Here is a 22,469-nt window from a genome sequence, read left to right as displayed (position 1 = left end):
TAAATTCTTTAAATTTGTCGTATAATATAAATAATAATTTAAAAGGAGGCATTTTATGTTATCAAAAAGACTAAACTTTATAACACCATCCTACACAATAGGTATTAGTTCTAAAGTTAAAGAAATGGAAAGTAATGGAGTTAAAGTAATAAATCTTAGTATAGGAGAACCCGATTTTAATGTACCTAATAACGCAAAATCTTATGGTATTGATTCTTTAAATAAAGATTACACTAAATATGATTTAGTTCCAGGATTAAAAATACTTAGAGAGGAAATCTGTAAAAAACTTATTGAAGAAAATAACTGTAACTATTCAATAGACGAAATAGTTGTATCAAGTGGAGCAAAAAACTCAATAACAAATACTTTACTAGCTTTAACAGACGAAGGAGATGAAGTCTTATTACCAAAGCCTTATTGGGTTAGTTATCCTGAAATGATTAAGTTAGTTAATGCTGTTCCAGTTTTTATTGATACTAAAAAAGAAAATGGATTTAAGTTAACAAAAGAAGAACTTGAAAAATCTATAACAGATAAAACAAAAATTCTTGTAATAAACAATCCTTCAAATCCTACTGGTAGTGTTTATACAAAAGATGAATTAATAGAAATAGTAGATGTATGCATACAAAATAAAATATATATTTTAGCAGATGAAATATATGAAAAAATATGCTACACTGGTGAATTTACATCAATTGCATCATTAAGCGAAGAAGCTAAAGATATAACAATAACTATAAATGGTTTTTCTAAGTCAGCTGCAATGACTGGATTAAGATTAGGATATACTGCATCTAATAAAACGATTGCTAAAGCAATGAGTTCTATACAAGGACATCTTATATCTCACCCAAGTCTAACAGCACAATACATAGCCTATGGAGCCTTGAAAGATTGCTCAATTGACATAGACAATATGGTTAAAACATATAAATCAAGAAGAGATTTAATTAAATCAAAACTAGACTCTATTGATAATGTAGGATATGTGAATCCAAATGGCGCATTCTATATATTTATAGATCTTTCTAAAGTATCTGAGAAATTTGAATATAAAGATAGTTTTTCTATAGAATTTTGTAATCAATTTTTAGAAGAATATAATGTTGCAGTTGTTCCTGGCATAGCATTTGGTATGGATAAATATATTCGTATATCCTATGCTTGCAGTGAAAATACTTTCTTATCTGGATTAGATAAATTAAAAGAATTTGTATATAAAATAATGGCATAGTAATTTAGATGAATAGTAATTAGATATAATGTATTAATGGTAATTAATATATAAGGTAAGTAATATAAGATATATTCAACAACTTAATTTAAATGTTAGATAAAAAATAAAAGACCTATAGATTTAAAAATCAGTAAGTCTTTTATTTTTTTCATCAAATTATCAAATTAAACTATATAAGTTAAATTCTAAATTTATTATAACAAAAAAATTACGTGGCTACGTCCTACTCTCCCAGGCAGTTTCCCACCAAGTACCATCAGCGCTAGAGAGCTTAACTTCTGTGTTCGGAATGGGAACAGGTGTATCCTCTCTGCTATTGTAACCACATAATCTTTATGCTTAATATTTCTATTAAGTTTTTAATAAGTTTATAGAACCTAGTAATACTAGTTTCTTTAGAGTTAGCACTCTAAAAACTACACATATATCTTAATGAATGAACATCAAATAATATTGGTCAAGTCCTCGACCTATTAGTATCGATAAGCTAAATACATTGCTGCACTTACACCTTCGACCTATCAACCAGATAGTCTTTCTGGGGTCTTACCCTTGCGGTGGGAAATCTTATCTTGAAGTTGGCTTCGCGCTTAGATGCTTTCAGCGCTTATCCATTCCGCACATAGCTACCCAGCCATGCCCTTGGCAGGACAACTGGTACACCAGAGGTACGTCCATCCCGGTCCTCTCGTACTAAGGACAGGTCTTCTCAAATTTCCTACGCCTGCGACGGATAGGGACCGAACTGTCTCACGACGTTCTGAACCCAGCTCGCGTACCACTTTAATGGGCGAACAGCCCAACCCTTGGGACCTACTACAGCCCCAGGATGTGATGAGCCGACATCGAGGTGCCAAACCTCCCCGTCGATGTGGACTCTTGGGGGAGATAAGCCTGTTATCCCCAGGGTAGCTTTTATCCGTTGAGCGATGGCCCTTCCACGCAGAACCACCGGATCACTAAGTCCGATTTTCATCCTTGCTCGACCTGTATGTCTTGCAATCAAGCTCTCTTTTGCCTTTACACTCTACGTACGATTTCCGACCGTACTGAGAGAACCTTTGAGCGCCTCCGTTACCTTTTGGGAGGCGACCGCCCCAGTCAAACTGCCCACCTGACAGTGTCCCAAGACCAGATTCATGGCCTATGGTTAGAGTCCCAGTACTACAAGGGTGGTATCCCAAGGATGGCTCCGCCAAAACTGGCGTCCTGGTTTCAAAGCCTCCCACCTATCCTGTACATGTAGTACCAAGACCCAATGTCAAGCTACAGTAAAGCTCCATGGGGTCTTTCCGTCCTGTCGCAGGTATCCGGCATCTTCACCGGAATTACAATTTCACCGAGTCTGTTGTTGAGACAGTGCCCAAATCGTTACGCCTTTCGTGCGGGTCGGAACTTACCCGACAAGGAATTTCGCTACCTTAGGACCGTTATAGTTACGGCCGCCGTTTACTGGGGCTTAAGTTCACTGCTTCGATTGCTCTAACAGATCCCCTTAACCTTCCAGCACCGGGCAGGCGTCAGCTCCTATACATCGTCTTGCGACTTAGCAGAAACCTATGTTTTTGGTAAACAGTCGCTTGGGCCTATTCTCTGCGGCCACCTGATGGTGGCACCCCTTATCCCTAAGTTACGGGGTCATTTTGCCGAGTTCCTTAACAACAGTTCTCTCGCTGGCCTTAGGATACTCTCCTCACCCACCTGTGTCGGTTTGCGGTACGGGTACCTTTAACCTCGATAGAGACTTTTCTTGACAGTGTGAAATCAGCTACTTCGCTACTAAATTTCGCTCCCCATCACATCCCAGCATTATCAAAGCGGATTTGCCTACTTTGACTGCCTCAATGCTTGGGCACACATAACCAACAGTGTGCTTAGCTTATCCTACTGTGTCATCCCTTCTCTCAAACGGTTATCGGTAGTACAGGAATATCAACCTGTTGTCCATCACCTACGCCTTTCGGCCTCAGCTTAGGTCCCGACTAACCCAGGGCGGACGAACCTTCCCCTGGAAACCTTGGGTTTACGGCCTGTGGGATTCTCACCCACATCTCGCTACTCATGCCAACATTCTCACTCCCATACTGTCCACATGTCCTTACGGTCATGCTTCAACCCGTATGGGAAGCTCCCCTACCCATCATTACTGATGCCGTAGCTTCGGTAGTAAGTTTTAGCCCCGGAAATCTTCGGCGCAGGATCACTCGACCAGTGAGCTATTACGCACTCTTTGAATGAGTGGCTGCTTCTAAGCCAACATCCTGGTTGTCTGTGCAATCCCACATCCTTTACCACTTAACTTACATTTAGGGACCTTAGCTGACGATCTGGGCTGTTGCCCTTTCGACTATGAATCTTATCACCCACAGTCTGACTCCCAAGTATAAGATGACGGCATTCGGAGTTTGATAGTCTTCGGTAGGTGCAATACCCCCTAGGACATTCAGTGCTCTACCTCCGTATCTCTCACCTTGAGGCTAGCCCTAAAGCTATTTCGGGGAGAACCAGCTATCTCCGGGCTCGATTGGAATTTCACCGCTACCCACAAGTCATCCCCGAGCTTTTCAACGCTCGTGGGTTCGGACCTCCACGAAATTTTACTTTCGCTTCATCCTGCTCATGGGTAGGTCGCCCGGTTTCGGGTCTACGTCAAGTAACTGAACGCTCAGTTAAAACTCGCTTTCGCTACGGCTCCGCACCTTAAGTGCTTAACCTTGCTACTTAACGTAACTCGTTGGCCCGTTCTACAAAAAGTACGCGGTCACACAAGAAATGTGCTTCCACAGCTTGTAAGTGCAGGGTTTCAGGTTCTATTTCACTCCCCTCCCGGGGTTCTTTTCACCTTTCCCTCACGGTACTATACGCTATCGGTCACTAGGTAGTATTTAGCCTTGGAGGGTGGTCCCTCCTGCTTCCCACAGGGTTTCACGTGTCCCGTGGTACTCTGGATCATATCTAAAGTCTTCTCGTTTAACATACAGGACTATTACCTTCTGTGGTGGGTCTTTCCAAACCTCTTCAATTACGATACCTCTTCGTTATGATATGTCCGCAACCCCAATAAAGAAAACTTTATTGGTTTGGGCTAATCCGCGTTCGCTCGCCGCTACTTACGGAATCGAATTTCTTTCTCTTCCTTCAGGTACTTAGATGTTTCAGTTCCCTGAGTTCCCCTCATTAAGCTATGTATTCACTTAATGATACTTAGACATTACTCTAAGTGAGTTTCCTCATTCGGAAATCTTCGGATCAAAGTTTACGTGCAACTCCCCGAAGCTTATCGCAGCTTATCACGTCCTTCATCGGCTCCTAGTGCCAAGGCATCCGCCCTGCACCCTTAATAACTTGACCAGTTAAAAAGGTTTGATAGATTAGAAGCTATCAACTTCGATAATTTTAAAAAGTTATCAGCTTTATATATTACAAATTAGATGTCATATCACTAAATATATATGCAGTTTTCAAAGTGCTAAAGCACGGCGCTAACGAATAAATTCCGTTGCTTAAAAGTGCTAATGCACCACGTCAACGAACAACCTTCGTATTCACTAAGATTATTCCGTTGCTTAAAGTGCTAACACACAAAGCTTGTATAAATTTAAGCTATAAGTGCATTGTAAGAGGCTACTAAGTAAATCAAAGATTTAAGTAATATACTCTTAAATGGTGGAGATGAGGAGAGTCGAACTCCTGACCCCTTGCTTGCAAGGCAAGTGCTCTCCCAACTGAGCTACACCCCCATATATAAAGTTCGTAAAGAACTTTCAAAATTAAACAGTAGGCAATTCTCCTTAGAAAGGAGGTGATCCAGCCGCACCTTCCGATACGGCTACCTTGTTACGACTTCACCCCAGTTATTGATTCCACCTTCGACGACTTCTTCCAAAAGGTTAGATAATCGGCTTCGGGCGTCTCCAACTCCCGTGGTGTGACGGGCGGTGTGTACAAGACCCGGGAACGCATTCACCGCAGCATTCTGATCTGCGATTACTAGTAACTCCAGCTTCATGTAGGCGAGTTTCAGCCTACAATCCGAACTGAGAGTAGCTTTAAGGGATTAGCTCCACCTTACGGCTTGGCAACCCTCTGTACTACCCATTGTAGCACGTGTGTAGCCCTAAGCATAAGGGGCATGATGATTTGACGTCATCCCCACCTTCCTCCAGGTTATCCCTGGCAGTCTCTCTAGAGTGCCCAACTTAATGATGGCAACTAAAGACAAGGGTTGCGCTCGTTGCGGGACTTAACCCAACATCTCACGACACGAGCTGACGACAACCATGCACCACCTGTCACCAATGTCCCCGAAGGGAACTCTCCGATTAAGGAGATGTCATTGGGATGTCAAGCTTAGGTAAGGTTCTTCGCGTTGCTTCGAATTAAACCACATGCTCCGCTACTTGTGCGGGTCCCCGTCAATTCCTTTGAGTTTCACTCTTGCGAGCGTACTTCCCAGGCGGAGTACTTAATGCGTTAGCTGCGGCACCGAAGGGGGTAACCCCCGACACCTAGTACTCATCGTTTACAGCGTGGACTACCAGGGTATCTAATCCTGTTTGCTCCCCACGCTTTCGTGCCTCAGCGTCAGTTACAGTCCAGAGAGCCGCCTTCGCAACTGGTGTTCCTCCTAATATCTACGCATTTCACCGCTACACTAGGAATTCCACTCTCCTCTCCTGCACTCAAGTCTCCCAGTTTCAAGAGCTTACTACGGTTGAGCCGTAGCCTTTCACTCCTGACTTGAAAGACCGCCTACGCACCCTTTACGCCCAGTAAATCCGGATAACGCTAGCCCCCTACGTATTACCGCGGCTGCTGGCACGTAGTTAGCCGGGGCTTCCTCCTCAAGTACCGTCATTATCTTCCTTGAGGACAGAGTTTTACGACCCGAAGGCCTTCATCACTCACGCGGCGTTGCTGCATCAGGCTTTCGCCCATTGTGCAATATTCCCCACTGCTGCCTCCCGTAGGAGTTTGGACCGTGTCTCAGTTCCAATGTGGCCGATCACCCTCTCAGGTCGGCTACTGATCGTCGCCTTGGTAAGCCGTTACCTTACCAACTAGCTAATCAGACGCGGGTCCATCCTGTACTGGCTCACCTTTGATATTCAAGAGATGCCTCTCAAATATATTATCCCGTATTAGCATACCTTTCGGTATGTTATCCGTGTGTACAGGGTAGGTTACCCACGCGTTACTCACCCGTCCGCCGCTCTTTACCGAAGTAAATCGCTCAACTTGCATGTGTTAGGCACGCCGCCAGCGTTCATCCTGAGCCAGGATCAAACTCTCAAATAAAAGTTTATCAGGCTCAGATACTATTGTTATCAAAATATCTGGCTTTATGGTTTGTTTCTTGTTTTATAAATTAACCTACTGTTTAATTTTCAAAGTTCTTTATTGATATAGTTAGATGGTAGCGGTAATAGGAGTCGAACCTATGACCTTTCGGGTATGAACCGAACGCTCTAGCCAACTAAGCTATACCGCCGTATTCCTGGTGCCCAGAGGCGGAATCGAACCACCGACACGGGGATTTTCAGTCCCCTGCTCTACCGACTGAGCTATCTGGGCAAATGGTGGGCCTAGCTGGACTCGAACCAGCGACCTCACGCTTATCAGGCGTGCGCTCTAACCACCTGAGCTATAGGCCCTTTTCTTGGTCGAGGTGAAGGGACTCGAACCCCCGGCCCCATGGTCCCAAACCATGTGCGCTACCAAACTGCGCTACACCTCGAAATCTTATTTACTATCTTATACTACTCTAAAATCCAACTTTTTTCAAGTCCTTTTTATTTGGCAGGGGTGGAGGGACTCGAACCCCCGGCGCACGGTTTTGGAGACCGACGCTCTACCAACTGAGCTACACCCCTATGAAGAATAACCTTCATGGACTCAAACCCTAGAATTACTAGCCATGAGTTGGGCACTCTAACCAACTGAACTAAAAGCTTAAGTTGGTCGAGGTGAAGGGACTCGAACCCCCGGCCCCATGGTCCCAAACCATGTGCGCTACCAAACTGCGCTACACCTCGTTTTTGAATGGCGGAGAAGGAGGGATTCGAACCCTCGCACCGGTTACCCAGCCTAATCCCTTAGCAGGGGATCCTCTTGAGCCACTTGAGTACTTCTCCAAATTCAGTCATTTTTTTGGCGGAGAGGGTGGGATTCGAACCCACGGCCCCTTTCGAAGTCACTGGTTTTCAAGACCAGCTCCTTAAACCACTCGGACACCTCTCCATTGGTGATCTATCCGCGACTCGAACGCGGGACACCCTGATTAAAAGTCAGGTGCTCTACCGACTGAGCTAATAGACCATATTTTTATTTGGCTGGGGATGCAGGACTCGAACCTACGCATACATGAGTCAAAGTCATGTGCCTTACCGACTTGGCTAATCCCCAATATATATGTGGTGAGCGCACAGGGATTCGAACCCCGGACACACGCCTTAGAAGGGCGTTGCTCTATCCAGCTGAGCTATGCACCCACGCTTTCTTTGGAGCGGGTGAAGGGGATCGAACCCTCACAGCTGGCTTGGAAGGCCAGAACTCTACCATTGAGCTACACCCGCATATTTAATTGGTGGAGGATGGTGGATTCGAACCACCGAAGTCGATGACAACAGATTTACAGTCTGCCCCCTTTGGCCGCTCGGGAAATCCTCCGTATTAGTTTTACATGGAGCTGGTGATAGGAATCGAACCTACAACCTGCTGATTACAAGTCAGCTGCTCTACCGTTGAGCCACACCAGCATTTTTATTTTGGCGACCTGGAAGGGGCTCGAACCCTCGACCTCCAGCGTGACAGGCTGGCATTCTAACCAACTGAACTACCAGGCCGCAAATGGTGGGACCAACAGGGCTCGAACCTGTGACCCCCTGCTTGTAAGGCAGGTGCTCTCCCAGCTGAGCTATGATCCCACAAATGGTGACTCGTAGGGGAATTGAACCCCTGTTACCGCCGTGAAAGGGCGGTGTCTTAACCTCTTGACCAACGAGCCATAATGGCTCCAAGGGTGGGGCTCGAACCCACAGCCTACCGGTTAACAGCCGGTTGCTCCACCGTTGAGCTACCTTGGAACATTCACGTGGCTATGTCCTACTCTCCCAGGTAGTTTCCCACCAAGTACCATCAGCGCTAGAGAACTTAACTTCTGTGTTCGGAATGGAAACAGGTGTATCTTCTCCGCTATTATAACCACATTTTTTTCTTGTTGCTAGGACAAGTATAATATTAACATTTTTTACTATTTTTGTCAATACTTTTTTTATTTTTTTTTAGAGTTAACACTCTAAAAACTGCACATATATCTTAATGAATGACATCAAATAATATTGGTCAAGTCCTCGACCTATTAGTATCGATAAGCTAAATACATTGCTGCACTTACACCTTCGACCTATCAACCAGATAGTCTTTCTGGGGTCTTACCCTTGCGGTGGGAAATCTTATCTTGAAGTTGGCTTCGCGCTTAGATGCTTTCAGCGCTTATCCATTCCGTACATAGCTACCCAGCCATGCCCTTGGCAGGACAACTGGTACACCAGAGGTACGTCCATCCCGGTCCTCTCGTACTAAGGACAGGTCTTCTCAAATTTCCTACGCCTGCGACGGATAGGGACCGAACTGTCTCACGACGTTCTGAACCCAGCTCGCGTACCACTTTAATGGGCGAACAGCCCAACCCTTGGGACCTACTACAGCCCCAGGATGTGATGAGCCGACATCGAGGTGCCAAACCTCCCCGTCGATGTGGACTCTTGGGGGAGATAAGCCTGTTATCCCCAGGGTAGCTTTTATCCGTTGAGCGATGGCCCTTCCACGCAGAACCACCGGATCACTAAGTCCGATTTTCATCCTTGCTCGACCTGTATGTCTTGCAATCAAGCTCTCTTTTGCCTTTACACTCTACGTACGATTTCCGACCGTACTGAGAGAACCTTTGAGCGCCTCCGTTACCTTTTGGGAGGCGACCGCCCCAGTCAAACTGCCCACCTGACAGTGTCCCAAGACCAGATTCATGGTCTATGGTTAGAGTCCCAGTACTACAAGGGTGGTATCCCAAGGATGGCTCCGCCAAAACTGGCGTCCTGGTTTCAAAGCCTCCCACCTATCCTGTACATGTAGTACCAAGACCCAATGTCAAGCTACAGTAAAGCTCCATGGGGTCTTTCCGTCCTGTCGCAGGTATCCGGCATCTTCACCGGAATTACAATTTCACCGAGTCTGTTGTTGAGACAGTGCCCAAATCGTTACGCCTTTCGTGCGGGTCGGAACTTACCCGACAAGGAATTTCGCTACCTTAGGACCGTTATAGTTACGGCCGCCGTTTACTGGGGCTTAAGTTCACTGCTTCGATTGCTCTAACAGATCCCCTTAACCTTCCAGCACCGGGCAGGCGTCAGCTCCTATACATCGTCTTGCGACTTAGCAGAAACCTATGTTTTTGGTAAACAGTCGCTTGGGCCTATTCTCTGCGGCCACCTGATGGTGGCACCCCTTATCCCTAAGTTACGGGGTCATTTTGCCGAGTTCCTTAACAACAGTTCTCTCGCTGGCCTTAGGATACTCTCCTCACCCACCTGTGTCGGTTTGCGGTACGGGTACCTTTAACCTCGATAGAGACTTTTCTTGACAGTGTGAAATCAGCTACTTCGCTACTAAATTTCGCTCCCCATCACATCCCAGCATTATCAAAGCGGATTTGCCTACTTTGACTGCCTCAATGCTTGGGCACACATAACCAACAGTGTGCTTAGCTTATCCTACTGTGTCATCCCTTCTCTCAAACGGTTATCGGTAGTACAGGAATATCAACCTGTTGTCCATCACCTACGCCTTTCGGCCTCAGCTTAGGTCCCGACTAACCCAGGGCGGACGAACCTTCCCCTGGAAACCTTGGGTTTACGGCCTGTGGGATTCTCACCCACATCTCGCTACTCATGCCAACATTCTCACTCCCATACTGTCCACATGTCCTTACGGTCATGCTTCAACCCGTATGGGAAGCTCCCCTACCCATCATTACTGATGCCGTAGCTTCGGTAGTAAGTTTTAGCCCCGGAAATCTTCGGCGCAGGATCACTCGACCAGTGAGCTATTACGCACTCTTTGAATGAGTGGCTGCTTCTAAGCCAACATCCTGGTTGTCTGTGCAATCCCACATCCTTTACCACTTAACTTACATTTAGGGACCTTAGCTGACGATCTGGGCTGTTGCCCTTTCGACTATGAATCTTATCACCCACAGTCTGACTCCCAAGTATAAGATGACGGCATTCGGAGTTTGATAGTCTTCGGTAGGTGCAATACCCCCTAGGACATTCAGTGCTCTACCTCCGTATCTCTCACCTTGAGGCTAGCCCTAAAGCTATTTCGGGGAGAACCAGCTATCTCCGGGCTCGATTGGAATTTCACCGCTACCCACAAGTCATCCCCGAGCTTTTCAACGCTCGTGGGTTCGGACCTCCACGAAATTTTACTTTCGCTTCATCCTGCTCATGGGTAGGTCGCCCGGTTTCGGGTCTACGTCAAGTAACTGAACGCTCAGTTAAAACTCGCTTTCGCTACGGCTCCACACCTTAAGTGCTTAACCTTGCTACTTAACGTAACTCGTTGGCCCGTTCTACAAAAAGTACGCGGTCACACAAGAAATGTGCTTCCACAGCTTGTAAGTGCAGGGTTTCAGGTTCTATTTCACTCCCCTCCCGGGGTTCTTTTCACCTTTCCCTCACGGTACTATACGCTATCGGTCACTAGGTAGTATTTAGCCTTGGAGGGTGGTCCCTCCTGCTTCCCACAGGGTTTCACGTGTCCCGTGGTACTCTGGATCATATCTAAAGTCTTCTCGTTTAACATACAGGACTATTACCTTCTGTGGTGGGTCTTTCCAAACCTCTTCAATTACGATACCTCTTCGTTATGATATGTCCGCAACCCCAATAAAGAAAACTTTATTGGTTTGGGCTAATCCGCGTTCGCTCGCCGCTACTTACGGAATCGAATTTCTTTCTCTTCCTTCAGGTACTTAGATGTTTCAGTTCCCTGAGTTCCCCTCATTAAGCTATGTATTCACTTAATGATACTTAGACATTACTCTAAGTGAGTTTCCTCATTCGGAAATCTTCGGATCAAAGTTTACGTGCAACTCCCCGAAGCTTATCGCAGCTTATCACGTCCTTCATCGGCTCCTAGTGCCAAGGCATCCGCCCTGCACCCTTAATAACTTGACCAGTTAAAAAGGTTTGATAGATTAGAAGCTATCAACTTCGATAATTTTAAAAAGTTATCAGCTTTATATTACAAATTAGATGTCATATCACTAAATATATATGCAGTTTTCAAAGTGCTAACGCACGGCGCCAACGAATAAATTCCGTTGCTTAAAGTGCTAACGCACCACGTCAACGAACAACCTTCGTATTCACTCAGATTATTCCGTTACTTAAAGTGCTAACGCACAGCGCCAACAAACAAACTTCACATGCGTTCAGTTTATTCTGTTGCTTAAAGTGCTAACACACAAAGCTTGTATAAATTTAAGCTATAAGTGCATTGTAAGAGGCTACTAAGTAAATCAAAGATTTAAGTAATATACTCTTAAATGGTGGAGATGAGGAGAGTCGAACTCCTGACCCCTTGCTTGCAAGGCAAGTGCTCTCCCAACTGAGCTACACCCCCATATATAAAGTTCGTAAAGAACTTTCAAAATTAAACAGTAGGCAATTCTCCTTAGAAAGGAGGTGATCCAGCCGCACCTTCCGATACGGCTACCTTGTTACGACTTCACCCCAGTTATTGATTCCACCTTCGACGACTTCTTCCAAAAGGTTAGATAATCGGCTTCGGGCGTCTCCAACTCCCGTGGTGTGACGGGCGGTGTGTACAAGACCCGGGAACGCATTCACCGCAGCATTCTGATCTGCGATTACTAGTAACTCCAGCTTCATGTAGGCGAGTTTCAGCCTACAATCCGAACTGAGAGTAGCTTTAAGGGATTAGCTCCACCTTACGGCTTGGCAACCCTCTGTACTACCCATTGTAGCACGTGTGTAGCCCTAAGCATAAGGGGCATGATGATTTGACGTCATCCCCACCTTCCTCCAGGTTATCCCTGGCAGTCTCTCTAGAGTGCCCAACTTAATGATGGCAACTAAAGACAAGGGTTGCGCTCGTTGCGGGACTTAACCCAACATCTCACGACACGAGCTGACGACAACCATGCACCACCTGTCACCAATGTCCCCGAAGGGAACTCTCCGATTAAGGAGATGTCATTGGGATGTCAAGCTTAGGTAAGGTTCTTCGCGTTGCTTCGAATTAAACCACATGCTCCGCTACTTGTGCGGGTCCCCGTCAATTCCTTTGAGTTTCACTCTTGCGAGCGTACTTCCCAGGCGGAGTACTTAATGCGTTAGCTGCGGCACCGAAGGGGGTAACCCCCGACACCTAGTACTCATCGTTTACAGCGTGGACTACCAGGGTATCTAATCCTGTTTGCTCCCCACGCTTTCGTGCCTCAGCGTCAGTTACAGTCCAGAGAGCCGCCTTCGCAACTGGTGTTCCTCCTAATATCTACGCATTTCACCGCTACACTAGGAATTCCACTCTCCTCTCCTGCACTCAAGTCTCCCAGTTTCAAGAGCTTACTACGGTTGAGCCGTAGCCTTTCACTCCTGACTTGAAAGACCGCCTACGCACCCTTTACGCCCAGTAAATCCGGATAACGCTAGCCCCCTACGTATTACCGCGGCTGCTGGCACGTAGTTAGCCGGGGCTTCCTCCTCAAGTACCGTCATTATCTTCCTTGAGGACAGAGTTTTACGACCCGAAGGCCTTCATCACTCACGCGGCGTTGCTGCATCAGGCTTTCGCCCATTGTGCAATATTCCCCACTGCTGCCTCCCGTAGGAGTTTGGACCGTGTCTCAGTTCCAATGTGGCCGATCACCCTCTCAGGTCGGCTACTGATCGTCGCCTTGGTAAGCCGTTACCTTACCAACTAGCTAATCAGACGCGGGTCCATCCTGTACTGGCTCACCTTTGATATTCAAGAGATGCCTCTCAAATATATTATCCCGTATTAGCATACCTTTCGGTATGTTATCCGTGTGTACAGGGTAGGTTACCCACGCGTTACTCACCCGTCCGCCGCTCTTTACCGAAGTAAATCGCTCAACTTGCATGTGTTAGGCACGCCGCCAGCGTTCATCCTGAGCCAGGATCAAACTCTCAAATAAAAGTTTATCAGGCTCAGATACTATTGTTATCAAAATATCTGGCTTTATGGTTTGTTTCTTGTTTATAAATTAACCTACTGTTTAATTTTCAAAGTTCTTTTGTCTTATTTTGGTGCTCCTTTTGGGCACTCATATATAATATCATCTATATTATTCTAAGTCAACAACTTTTTAACTTTTATTTTAAATATTTTTTTGTCAAAATAAAAATAGCCTATATTAATGCATTTTAACTGCTTTAATACAAGCTATTTACATATTTAGACCTATTTTTATAGTTATTTCAACTTAAATATTTTTGTATTCCTATGTAGATTGCCCATGCTATTTTTTCTTGATATGTTTCATCAGTTAAGAGTTTACACTCTTTTTCATTTGATAAAAAACCACATTCTATCAGTACTGATGGAATATTATTTTCTTTCAAAAGATATATATCATCCCTTGGTTTGACTTCTCTGTTGTTTGTCTTATCTACTACTCTTTTAAGTTCTTCTTGAATACACTTCGATAATGCTTTACTGTCTTGTTTGTCTTTAGGATAAAAAGTTTGAGCTCCATAGTATTTTGATTGTTCAAATGCATTAAGATGTATAGAGACAAACATATTGGCATTAGAATTAGATATTATTTCTTTTCTATTTTTCAAATTCTCATTATATTTTTGTCTTGTAGTTTTATTATTTTCTTCTTTATAAAGGCTACTGTCATCTTCTCGAGTTAATATTACAAGGCCACCACTTGATTCTATAAGCTCTCTAAGCTTAAGTGTTATTGCTAGGTTAATATCCTTTTCAGATGTACTCTTATCCTTATTTAATGCACCTGGATCAATGCCTCCATGACCAGCATCTAAAATTATAGTTTTGTTTGTTACTGGCATATACTTGATAACATCTTCAGAAATATTTTTAATTTCAAATATGGATACTACTACTAGACATATCATTGCAAAACTAAAAATTATATGTTTTATGTACTTTCTCACAACATCACCCTGTATATGTATACTTATAAAAACACCATAATATTCCATATATTAGTACAAACATTTAAATTTTTTTAATATTGATATATCTTTATTTATTGGTATTAATATATTATTATGTAATGATATTATATTTCTGCCCCTATTTAATTCACTATGTTTATCTAACATTCAATACTATACAATAAATTATACTTAGTTTATATTATAAACTTTGATAACGTATATTCAGAATTTATATTGTTAAATAATATCTTAAAATATATAACCTTATATAAACTTTTAAATTACAATATTATAAAAATAAAATTTAAATGTTATTAGCATATGTTTTTTATTAAATAGTCAAAATAAAAAGGATGTTCTTCTTAATGAAAAACATCCTAATAAGATATCTTATTATTTTATTATATATCAATAATTAACTTAACCCAACATTTTTAAAATACCAATACTTTCTGAATAACAGTAAATAAAAGATTTTGCTTTTCCAAAAAAATAAGTAATTATCTTTTTGAGAATTGTGGAGCTCTTCTTGCTGCTTTTAATCCGTATTTCTTTCTTTCCTTCATTCTTGCATCTCTAGTTAAGAAACCTTCTTTCTTTAAAGCAGGTCTTAAATCTAAATCAGCTTTTAATAAAGCTCTAGATATTCCATGTCTTATAGCTCCAGCTTGTCCAGTGAATCCTCCACCTTCAACTTTTACTATAACATCATATTTATTTTCATTACCAGTTAAAACTAATGGTTGTTTAACATCTCTTATTAATGTCTCATAATTAAAATAATTTTCTAATGCTCTTCCATTTACTAATATATTTCCTTCACCTGCAACTAGTCTTACTCTAGCAACAGAACTTTTTCTTCTTCCAGTTCCATAATATTGAACGTTAGCCATTATAAACTCCTCCTTTCACCTATTAATCTTATTTAAAGTTTAAAACTTCTGGATTTTGAGCTGCATGAGTGTGCTCAGCACCTGCAAATACTCTTAATCTAGTCATCATTCTGCTTCTTAATTTATTTTTAGGTAACATACCGCTTACAGCATGTGATATAACTTCTTCTGGTTTCTTATCCATCATATCTCTATAAGATATTTCTTTTAATCCACCTACATAACCAGTATGGTATCTGTAATATTTTTGATCTAATTTCTTACCACTTAAAACTATTTTTTCTGCATTTACTACAACAACAAAATCTCCACCATCAACGTGAGGAGTAAATGTTGGTTTATGTTTACCTCTCAATACTGTCGCAATTTCTGTTGCTAAACGACCTAATGTTTTTCCTTCAGCATCAACTAAGTACCATTTTCTTTGTACATCAGCTGGCTTAGCTATATAACTTTTCATAACTGTCCCTCCTTAACTACTTTTCATAAAATTTTTTTACCGTTTATGTCAAGTCCGGGGCAAGTGGACTTATTAACACATTCTCATATATTTTAATACATGTAGCCTGGTGTGTCAAGTTAATAATGAACTTTTTTGAGAAATAATCCTTGTGCTGGAGCTGTATGTCCACATCTTGACCTAGTTTTTGATTGTATTATATCTAAAAATGGTTCGTTAATTCTGCCACGACCCATATCAACAAGTGTTCCAACAATAATCCTCACCATGTTATATAAAAAACCATTACCACTAATCTCAAAAGTAATCAAGTCATCTTTTTTACTTATATCAATATCATATATCGTTCTAACTGTATCTTTTACAGATGAACCAGAACTCATAAAACCTTTAAAATCATGTGTTCCTAATAAACTTTTTGCTTCTGAACACATTTTATCAAAATCAAGTTCATATTTTACTTGATATGATATCTCACTAAGTATTGGATTTCTAAACTTGCTATTATATACTAAATATTTATATGTTTTACCTTTTGCACTGTATCTGGAGTGAAAATCATCATTTACTTCACATGCTTCTATAACTGATATGTCTTTTGGCAACTTGGCATTTAGTGCCATTGGTATACTTTCTATACTTATACCTGAATTAATTTTAAAATTTGCAATCTGACCAATAGCATGAACTCCTGAATCAGTTCTACCAGACCCTATAAGACTGGTTTCTTCTTTTGTTATATCATATATAGCCCTTTCAATTGTACCTTGTATCCCTAAAGAATCAGGTTGCTTTTGCCATCCACAATAATTCTTACCATTGTATTGGATTTTAATTTTTATATTTCTCATACTTTACCTCATTATATCTATAACTTATTAATTAAATTGCTATAAATCTAGTAGCTATAATTGCTCCCAGATAAACAACCTGAAATACACATGCCATATAATCCCTTCTTAATATAACAGACTCTCTCATCTTAGTCCTATTATGTCCACCTCTGTAACATCTGGCCTCCATGGCCATAGCCAATTCATCAGCTCTTCTAAATGCACTTACAAATAAAGGTACCAAAAGTGGTACTAAATTCTTTGCTCTATTTATAAGATTCTTACTTTCAAAATCTGCACCTCTAGACATCTGAGCCTTCATTATTTTGTCTGTCTCATCTAACAATGTAGGAATAAAACGTAAAGCAATTGTCATCATCATTGCAAGTTCATGAACTGGCAAACCAATTTTCTTAAATGGATTCAACAATCTCTCTATTCCATCAGTTAATTCTATTGGTGAAGTTGTTAAAGTAAGCAATGATGTACCAACTACTAAAAATATTAATCTTATTGCCATAAAAATTGCTTGTCTTAGACCCTGTTTTGTAATAGCTAAAAATCCAAATGACCATATTTCATCACCTGGTAAGAAAAAAATATTTATAAGAAATGTAAACAAAATAATCCATTTAAGAGGTTTAACACCCTTAACAATATATTTGACTGGTATATTAGCCAATTTTATCATAGCTAATAAACATAATAAAACTACTATATAAGGCCAAAATTTATTTACTACAAATATAGATACCATAAATACAATTGTCGCTACAAGCTTTATCCTTGGATCTAATTTATGAATAGCAGAACTTGTTGGGTAGTATTGCCCTATAGTTATATCTTTTAACATAATCCTCGTCCTCTCACAACTTTTAATATTTCCTGTTTTGCTTCTTCTAAAGTCAATATATCCTCACTGATGTCAAAGCCTTTTTCTCTCAATTTCAATGCAAGCTCTAAAACTTGTGGAATATCTAATCCTATATCTTTTAATTTACTAGCATTTGATTTAAATACTTCTCTAGGAGTTCCCATAAATTCTACGCTACCATGATTCATAACAATTAAAGTTTTTGCTAACTTTGCCATATCATCCATACTATGTGATGATAGTATTATAGTCATATTCTTTTTTTCATGTAAGTCTTTTATTAAGTTAAAAATTTCATCTCTTCCACCAGGGTCAAGACCAGCAGTTGGTTCATCCAATATGAGAACTTCTGGGTTCATGGCTATAACTCCAGCAATTGCTACTCTACGCTTTTGTCCCCCAGATAATTCAAAAGGAGATTTGTCTTTAAATCCCTCATAATCAAGTCCTACAGCTTCCATTGATGCTTTTACCCTGTTATGTATCTCAGACTCCTCTAAGCCTAAATTAGAGGGTCCAAAAGCTATATCTTTATCAATCGTTTCTTCAAACAATTGGTATTCTGGATATTGAAATACAACCCCTACTCTTTTTCTAATCTCAGTTAAATTCAAGTTTTTATCTGTTATATTAAAATCATTTATAAATATTTCTCCTGAGGAAGGCTTTAGTAATCCATTTAAATGTTGTATTAATGTAGATTTTCCTGAGCCTGTATGACCTATAAGACCAACAAAATCTCTATCTTTAATCTCAAAAGAAACATCATCAAGTGCCTTACTTGCAAAAGGCATCCCTTCATTATATATATGTGTTAAATTCTTTACTATAATTGACATAATTCCATCACCATCTCATCCACAGTTAATATATCACTACTAATATTTATACCTTCTTCTATTAATAAACTAGATAACTCTGTCATACAAGGTACATCTAAACCGATTTCCTTTAACATCTTTATTTTACTGAATACTTCTCTAGGAGTTCCCTCTAAGATTTTCTTTCCTTTTTCCATAACTACAACTCTATCAGCTTCTACTGCTTCTTCCATAAAGTGCGTTATATGTATAACAGTTATATTTTCTTCCTTATTAAGTCTTTTTATTGTTTTCATAACTTCTTTTCTTCCAGATGGATCTAACATTGCTGTTGCTTCATCAAATATTATACATTTAGGCCTCATAGCAATAATTCCTGCTATTGCAACTCTTTGCTTTTGACCTCCTGATAACAAATGAGGCTGTCTATCTCTTAAATCATACATACCTACACTTTTTAAAGACTCCTCTACAATTCGTCTTATTTCTTTTGGTTCTATACCTAAGTTCTCAGGTCCAAATGCAACGTCTTCTTCTACTATAGTAGCAACTATTTGATTATCTGGATTTTGAAATACCATGCCTGCAGTTTGTCTTATATCCCATAATCTTTCTTCTTCTTTAGTATCCATATCATCAATAAGAATATTTCCTTCAGTAGGCATAAGAATAGCATTTAAGTTTTTAGATAAAGTAGACTTACCAGAACCATTATGTCCTATTATCGCAACAAATTCTCCTTTTTTAACATCTAGGCTTAAATTATCTATTGCTTTAAGTTTTGCTTCATCTGTAATATACTCAAACGAAATATTATTTACCTTTACTATATTATCCATTAACTCATACTCCTTTTAGTAAGCAATAACTTATAAAAATCATTTTACACATTATTATATCATACCTTAGTCAAAAAAATAAAAAAAAGATTAAGCCATCAAGCCTAATCCTTTCCTTACTATACTAATTCTATAAAAGCCATTTCAGCAGCATCGCCTTTTCTTGGCCCTATTTTTATTATTCTAGTGTATCCACCATTTCTCTCAGCATATTTTGGAGCTAAATCTGTGAATAAGTTATTAACTACTGTTTCATCCATAACATAAGCTAAAACTTGTCTTCTAGCATGAAGATCTCCTCTCTTAGCAAGAGTTATCATCTTTTCAGCCATTCTACGAGTTTCTTTCGCTCTAGTCACTGTAGTTTCTATTCTTCCACTTCTTAGTAAGCAAGTTACTAAGTTTCTTAACATAAGGTTTCTGTGAGCTGTTTCACGTCCTAATTTACGGTACTTAGCCATTCTTATCCCTCCTTTGCTCGCTATTCTTCACTTGGTTTTAATCCCAATCCAAGTTCTTCTAGTTTTTGTATTACCTCTTCTAATGACTTCTTACCTAGGTTTCTAACCTTCATCATATCATCCTCAGATTTATTAGCTAATTCTTCAACTGTATTAATTCCCGCTCTCTTTAAACAGTTATATGATCTAACTGATAAATCTAATTCTTCTATAGTCATTTCAAGAACTTTTTCTTTTTGATCTTCTTCTTTTTCTACCATGATTTCAACACTACTTACATGTTCAGTTAAGTCTATAAATAAGTTTAAATGCTCAACTAATACCTTTGCAGCTAATGATATTCCCTCTTGAGGATTTATACTACCATTAGTCCAAACTTCTAGTACTAATTTATCATAATCTGTTTTTTGACCAACTCTTGTGTTTTCCACATGATAACTAACCTTCTCAACAGGAGTATATATTGAATCTACAGGTAAAACACCTATTGGAACATTCTCTGTTTTATTTTCTTCAGCAGAAACATAACCTCTACCTTTATCTACAAATATCTCCATATTAAGTTTAGCATTATCATCTAATGTAGCTATTGCTAAATCTTTACTTAATATTTCAACATCTGGAGGACAGATTATATCTGCACCTGTGATAGAGCATGGTCCTTGAGCTTCTATTTTAAGTGTTCTACTTCCTTCACCATCTATAGTTGCTGAAAGCTCTTTTAAAGTTAATATTATCTCAGTAACATCTTCTTTAACACCAGGTATTGTTGAAAATTCATGAAGAACTCCATCTATTTTTATAGCATTCACTGCTACACCTGGTAATGATGATAATAATATTCTTCTTAATGCGTTACCTATAGTTATTCCATATCCTCTTTCTAGAGGCTCTATAACAAACTTACCATATCTATAGTCTTCGCTAAGCTCAACTATATCTACTTTTGGCTTTTCTATTTCTATCATGGACAAAACCCTCCTTAAAATTCAGTAATCCACTGAGGGTAAACAAAATTTTAAAATAATTTTTAAAAGTGTGCTTATTATTTAGAGTAAAGTTCTATGATTAAGTGCTCTGCTATCTCAAGATCTATATCTTCTCTTGTTGGAACACCAACTACTTTTGCTGTCATTCCTTCTACATTAGCTTCTAACCACTTAGGAGCTATTCTTGAGTTAACTTCTACTAAATTTTTGAATTTTGCAGAAGATCTTGATTTCTCTTTAACTTCTATAACATCTCCAACCTTAACTATTAATGAAGGTATGTCTACTTTATTTCCATTTAAAGTGAAATGACCATGAGTCACTAATTGTCTAGCTTCTTTTCTAGAAGATGCTAGTCCCATTCTGTAAACTACATTATCTAATCTTCTCTCTAATAAACTTAATAAGTTCTCACCTGCTTTACCAGGCATATTTTCAGCACGTTCATATAAATTTCTAAATTGAGTCTCTAAAACTCCATATATTCTTTTAACTTTTTGTTTTTCTCTTAATTGTAATCCATAGTTAGAAACTTTCTTTCTTCCTTGGCCATGTTGACCTGGAGCATAGTTTCTTTTTACTATAGCACATTTGTCTGTATAACATCTATCACCTTTAAGGAATAATTTCATTCCCTCTCTACGGCATTGTCTACATGATGCACCTGTATATCTTGCCATTTATCTACACCTCCTATTGTACTCTTATTAATTACACTCTTCTTCTCTTTGGTGGTCTGCATCCGTTATGTGGGATTGGAGTAACGTCTTTTATCATAGTTACTTCTAGTCCAGTTGCTTGTAAAGCTCTTATTGCAGCTTCTCTTCCTGAACCTGGCCCCTTTACGAATACCTCAACACTTTTTAGTCCGTGTTCCATCGCAGCTTTTGCAGCTGTTTCAGCAGCCATTTGAGATGCAAATGGAGTTGATTTTCTTGATCCTTTGAATCCTAATTGTCCAGAACTTGCCCAAGATATAGCATTTCCGTGAACGTCAGTTAAAGTTATTATTGTATTATTGAAAGTTGATTGTATATGAGCATGACCACGTTCTATATTTTTACGTTCTCTTCTTCTAATACGTGTAACTTTCTTTTTTGGTTTAGCCATTTTCCTTTTCCCTCCTTCATCTAGTTATTATTTATTTATTTTTTCTTTTTACGAGATACTGTTTTTCTAGGACCTTTTCTAGTTCTAGCATTAGTCTTAGTTCTTTGTCCTCTTAATGGAAGACCTTTAGCGTGTCTTATTCCTCTATAACATTTTATATCTCTTAATCTCTTTATGTTTAAAGCAATTTCTCTTCTTAAGTCACCTTCAACTAAGAAATCGTCATCTATAACTTTTCTTAACTCATTAACTTGATCTTCTGATAAATCTTTTATTCTAGTATCTGGATTTATCTCAGCCTTAGCTAATATTTCGTTAGCAGTTGCTTTACCTATACCATATATATAAGTTAAGCCTATCTCCGCTCTTTTTTCTCTAGGTAAATCTACCCCAGCTATTCTTGCCATGATCGCACCTCCTACACATAGTTTTTAGTGTTTAAAACTTCACATCATATGCCAATCCTACGCCAGATTGTTCAACGATTTTAACGTTCTTTTGTTAACATCACAATATAGTATTATACTATAAAATTTAACAAAATGCTAGTAATAATTTCTTATCCTTGCTTTTGCTTATGCTTTGGATTTTCACAGATAACCATTACTTTTCCTTTTCTTTTTATTACTTTACATTTTTCACATATTGGTTTTACTGATGGTCTAACCTTCATTATTAATCCCTCCTTAGACTAAATATTAATATAGT

Annotated in this window: 14 protein-coding genes, 20 tRNA genes and 6 rRNA genes; 1 reads left to right on the top strand and 39 read right to left on the bottom strand. The window is 39.9% G+C overall.

Annotated elements, in window-relative coordinates; all coding sequences use genetic code 11:
• The first annotated feature begins 55 nt into the window (after positions 1 to 55).
• The gene (locus CDIF1296T_RS00985) at positions 56 to 1,240 is read left to right on the top strand and encodes a pyridoxal phosphate-dependent aminotransferase (RefSeq protein WP_009892490.1); all 1,185 of its coding nucleotides are present in this window, start codon (positions 56 to 58) and stop codon (positions 1,238 to 1,240) included.
• Between the two features lie 213 nt (positions 1,241 to 1,453).
• On the opposite strand, the gene rrf (CDIF1296T_RS00980) is transcribed toward CDIF1296T_RS00985, so the two are convergent.
• The 39 genes from rrf (CDIF1296T_RS00980) to rpmJ all read right to left on the bottom strand — a co-directional run bounded on the left by rrf (CDIF1296T_RS00980) (position 1,454) and on the right by rpmJ (position 22,434).
• Positions 1,454 to 1,570, bottom strand: a 5S ribosomal RNA gene (rrf, locus tag CDIF1296T_RS00980).
• A 126-nt stretch (positions 1,571 to 1,696) separates the two neighbouring features.
• A 23S ribosomal RNA gene (locus CDIF1296T_RS00975) occupies positions 1,697 to 4,594 on the bottom strand.
• A 313-nt stretch (positions 4,595 to 4,907) separates the two neighbouring features.
• Positions 4,908 to 4,983 (bottom strand) — tRNA-Ala (locus CDIF1296T_RS00970).
• Positions 4,984 to 5,038: 55 nt separating this feature from the next.
• Positions 5,039 to 6,541 (bottom strand): 16S ribosomal RNA (locus CDIF1296T_RS00965).
• Positions 6,542 to 6,657: 116 nt separating this feature from the next.
• Positions 6,658 to 6,734 (bottom strand) — tRNA-Met (locus CDIF1296T_RS00960).
• 7 nt (positions 6,735 to 6,741) lie between these two features.
• Positions 6,742 to 6,817, bottom strand: a tRNA-Phe gene (locus CDIF1296T_RS00955).
• A 3-nt stretch (positions 6,818 to 6,820) separates the two neighbouring features.
• A tRNA-Ile gene (locus CDIF1296T_RS00950) sits at positions 6,821 to 6,897 on the bottom strand.
• Positions 6,898 to 6,903: 6 nt separating this feature from the next.
• Positions 6,904 to 6,980: transfer RNA gene (locus CDIF1296T_RS00945), tRNA-Pro, on the bottom strand.
• 60 nt (positions 6,981 to 7,040) lie between these two features.
• Positions 7,041 to 7,116, bottom strand: a tRNA-Trp gene (locus CDIF1296T_RS00940).
• A gap of 85 nt (positions 7,117 to 7,201) precedes the next feature.
• Positions 7,202 to 7,278 (bottom strand) — tRNA-Pro (locus CDIF1296T_RS00935).
• An 8-nt stretch (positions 7,279 to 7,286) separates the two neighbouring features.
• Positions 7,287 to 7,377, bottom strand: a tRNA-Ser gene (locus tag CDIF1296T_RS00930).
• A gap of 17 nt (positions 7,378 to 7,394) precedes the next feature.
• Positions 7,395 to 7,483 (bottom strand) — tRNA-Ser (locus CDIF1296T_RS00925).
• Between the two features lie 2 nt (positions 7,484 to 7,485).
• A tRNA-Lys gene (locus CDIF1296T_RS00920) sits at positions 7,486 to 7,561 on the bottom strand.
• 11 nt (positions 7,562 to 7,572) lie between these two features.
• Positions 7,573 to 7,648, bottom strand: a tRNA-Gln gene (locus CDIF1296T_RS00915).
• A 9-nt stretch (positions 7,649 to 7,657) separates the two neighbouring features.
• Positions 7,658 to 7,734 (bottom strand) — tRNA-Arg (locus tag CDIF1296T_RS00910).
• Positions 7,735 to 7,744: 10 nt separating this feature from the next.
• Positions 7,745 to 7,818 (bottom strand) — tRNA-Gly (locus CDIF1296T_RS00905).
• 9 nt (positions 7,819 to 7,827) lie between these two features.
• Positions 7,828 to 7,912, bottom strand: a tRNA-Tyr gene (locus CDIF1296T_RS00900).
• A 14-nt stretch (positions 7,913 to 7,926) separates the two neighbouring features.
• A tRNA-Thr gene (locus CDIF1296T_RS00895) sits at positions 7,927 to 8,001 on the bottom strand.
• Positions 8,002 to 8,011: 10 nt separating this feature from the next.
• Positions 8,012 to 8,088: transfer RNA gene (locus tag CDIF1296T_RS00890), tRNA-Asp, on the bottom strand.
• 5 nt (positions 8,089 to 8,093) lie between these two features.
• A tRNA-Val gene (locus CDIF1296T_RS00885) sits at positions 8,094 to 8,169 on the bottom strand.
• Between the two features lie 5 nt (positions 8,170 to 8,174).
• Positions 8,175 to 8,249: transfer RNA gene (locus CDIF1296T_RS00880), tRNA-Glu, on the bottom strand.
• A 4-nt stretch (positions 8,250 to 8,253) separates the two neighbouring features.
• Positions 8,254 to 8,328: transfer RNA gene (locus CDIF1296T_RS00875), tRNA-Asn, on the bottom strand.
• A gap of 6 nt (positions 8,329 to 8,334) precedes the next feature.
• A 5S ribosomal RNA gene (rrf, locus tag CDIF1296T_RS00870) occupies positions 8,335 to 8,451 on the bottom strand.
• Between the two features lie 132 nt (positions 8,452 to 8,583).
• A 23S ribosomal RNA gene (locus CDIF1296T_RS00865) occupies positions 8,584 to 11,481 on the bottom strand.
• A gap of 372 nt (positions 11,482 to 11,853) precedes the next feature.
• Positions 11,854 to 11,929: transfer RNA gene (locus tag CDIF1296T_RS00860), tRNA-Ala, on the bottom strand.
• A gap of 55 nt (positions 11,930 to 11,984) precedes the next feature.
• Positions 11,985 to 13,487, bottom strand: a 16S ribosomal RNA gene (locus CDIF1296T_RS00855).
• Together the 16S, 23S and 5S rRNA genes with 20 tRNA genes alongside form the textbook arrangement of a ribosomal RNA operon.
• A gap of 283 nt (positions 13,488 to 13,770) precedes the next feature.
• Positions 13,771 to 14,475 carry an N-acetylmuramoyl-L-alanine amidase CwlD gene (gene cwlD / locus CDIF1296T_RS00850; RefSeq protein WP_021370836.1) on the bottom strand — a complete coding sequence of 235 codons (705 nt, stop codon included), beginning with the start codon at positions 14,473 to 14,475 and terminating at the stop codon, positions 13,771 to 13,773.
• A gap of 506 nt (positions 14,476 to 14,981) precedes the next feature.
• Positions 14,982 to 15,374, bottom strand: a complete 393-nt coding sequence (rpsI, locus tag CDIF1296T_RS00845) for a 30S ribosomal protein S9 (RefSeq protein ID WP_003421105.1) — start codon at positions 15,372 to 15,374, stop codon at positions 14,982 to 14,984.
• A 28-nt stretch (positions 15,375 to 15,402) separates the two neighbouring features.
• Positions 15,403 to 15,834 carry a 50S ribosomal protein L13 gene (gene rplM / locus CDIF1296T_RS00840; RefSeq protein ID WP_003421107.1) on the bottom strand — a complete coding sequence of 144 codons (432 nt, stop codon included), beginning with the start codon at positions 15,832 to 15,834 and terminating at the stop codon, positions 15,403 to 15,405.
• A gap of 119 nt (positions 15,835 to 15,953) precedes the next feature.
• The gene (truA, locus tag CDIF1296T_RS00835) at positions 15,954 to 16,685 is read right to left on the bottom strand and encodes a tRNA pseudouridine(38-40) synthase TruA (RefSeq protein ID WP_003435654.1); all 732 of its coding nucleotides are present in this window, start codon (positions 16,683 to 16,685) and stop codon (positions 15,954 to 15,956) included.
• 31 nt (positions 16,686 to 16,716) lie between these two features.
• Entirely contained in the window at positions 16,717 to 17,520 is an 804-nt protein-coding gene (locus tag CDIF1296T_RS00830; RefSeq protein WP_018112566.1) for an energy-coupling factor transporter transmembrane component T family protein, read from the bottom strand.
• A complete protein-coding gene (locus CDIF1296T_RS00825) occupies positions 17,514 to 18,380 on the bottom strand; it encodes an energy-coupling factor transporter ATPase (protein WP_003435657.1) in 867 nt (288 codons plus the stop codon). The genes CDIF1296T_RS00830 and CDIF1296T_RS00825 overlap by 7 nt, the downstream gene beginning before the upstream one ends.
• A complete protein-coding gene (locus CDIF1296T_RS00820; protein WP_003435660.1) occupies positions 18,368 to 19,201 on the bottom strand; it encodes an energy-coupling factor transporter ATPase in 834 nt (277 codons plus the stop codon). Before CDIF1296T_RS00820 ends, CDIF1296T_RS00825 begins: the two co-directional genes overlap by 13 nt.
• A gap of 119 nt (positions 19,202 to 19,320) precedes the next feature.
• A complete protein-coding gene (gene rplQ / locus CDIF1296T_RS00815; protein ID WP_003421117.1) occupies positions 19,321 to 19,662 on the bottom strand; it encodes a 50S ribosomal protein L17 in 342 nt (113 codons plus the stop codon).
• Between the two features lie 20 nt (positions 19,663 to 19,682).
• Positions 19,683 to 20,630 (bottom strand): DNA-directed RNA polymerase subunit alpha, encoded by a 948-nt coding sequence (locus CDIF1296T_RS00810; protein WP_003427733.1) that lies wholly within the window; start codon positions 20,628 to 20,630, stop codon positions 19,683 to 19,685.
• A gap of 77 nt (positions 20,631 to 20,707) precedes the next feature.
• A complete protein-coding gene (gene rpsD / locus CDIF1296T_RS00805) occupies positions 20,708 to 21,331 on the bottom strand; it encodes a 30S ribosomal protein S4 (RefSeq protein ID WP_003421121.1) in 624 nt (207 codons plus the stop codon).
• Between the two features lie 31 nt (positions 21,332 to 21,362).
• The gene (gene rpsK / locus CDIF1296T_RS00800; protein WP_003421122.1) at positions 21,363 to 21,761 is read right to left on the bottom strand and encodes a 30S ribosomal protein S11; all 399 of its coding nucleotides are present in this window, start codon (positions 21,759 to 21,761) and stop codon (positions 21,363 to 21,365) included.
• 35 nt (positions 21,762 to 21,796) lie between these two features.
• The gene (gene rpsM / locus CDIF1296T_RS00795; protein ID WP_003421125.1) at positions 21,797 to 22,168 is read right to left on the bottom strand and encodes a 30S ribosomal protein S13; all 372 of its coding nucleotides are present in this window, start codon (positions 22,166 to 22,168) and stop codon (positions 21,797 to 21,799) included.
• Between the two features lie 152 nt (positions 22,169 to 22,320).
• Positions 22,321 to 22,434 (bottom strand): 50S ribosomal protein L36, encoded by a 114-nt coding sequence (gene rpmJ / locus CDIF1296T_RS00790; RefSeq protein ID WP_002509257.1) that lies wholly within the window; start codon positions 22,432 to 22,434, stop codon positions 22,321 to 22,323.
• Between the last annotated feature and the right edge of the window lie 35 nt (positions 22,435 to 22,469).

The organism is Clostridioides difficile ATCC 9689 = DSM 1296, assembly GCF_001077535.1.
Taxonomy (GTDB): Bacteria; Bacillota; Clostridia; order Peptostreptococcales; family Peptostreptococcaceae; genus Clostridioides; species Clostridioides difficile.
The sequence above is the reverse complement of the archived record's forward strand: the minus strand, read 5'-3'. Positions and strand labels throughout refer to the sequence as shown.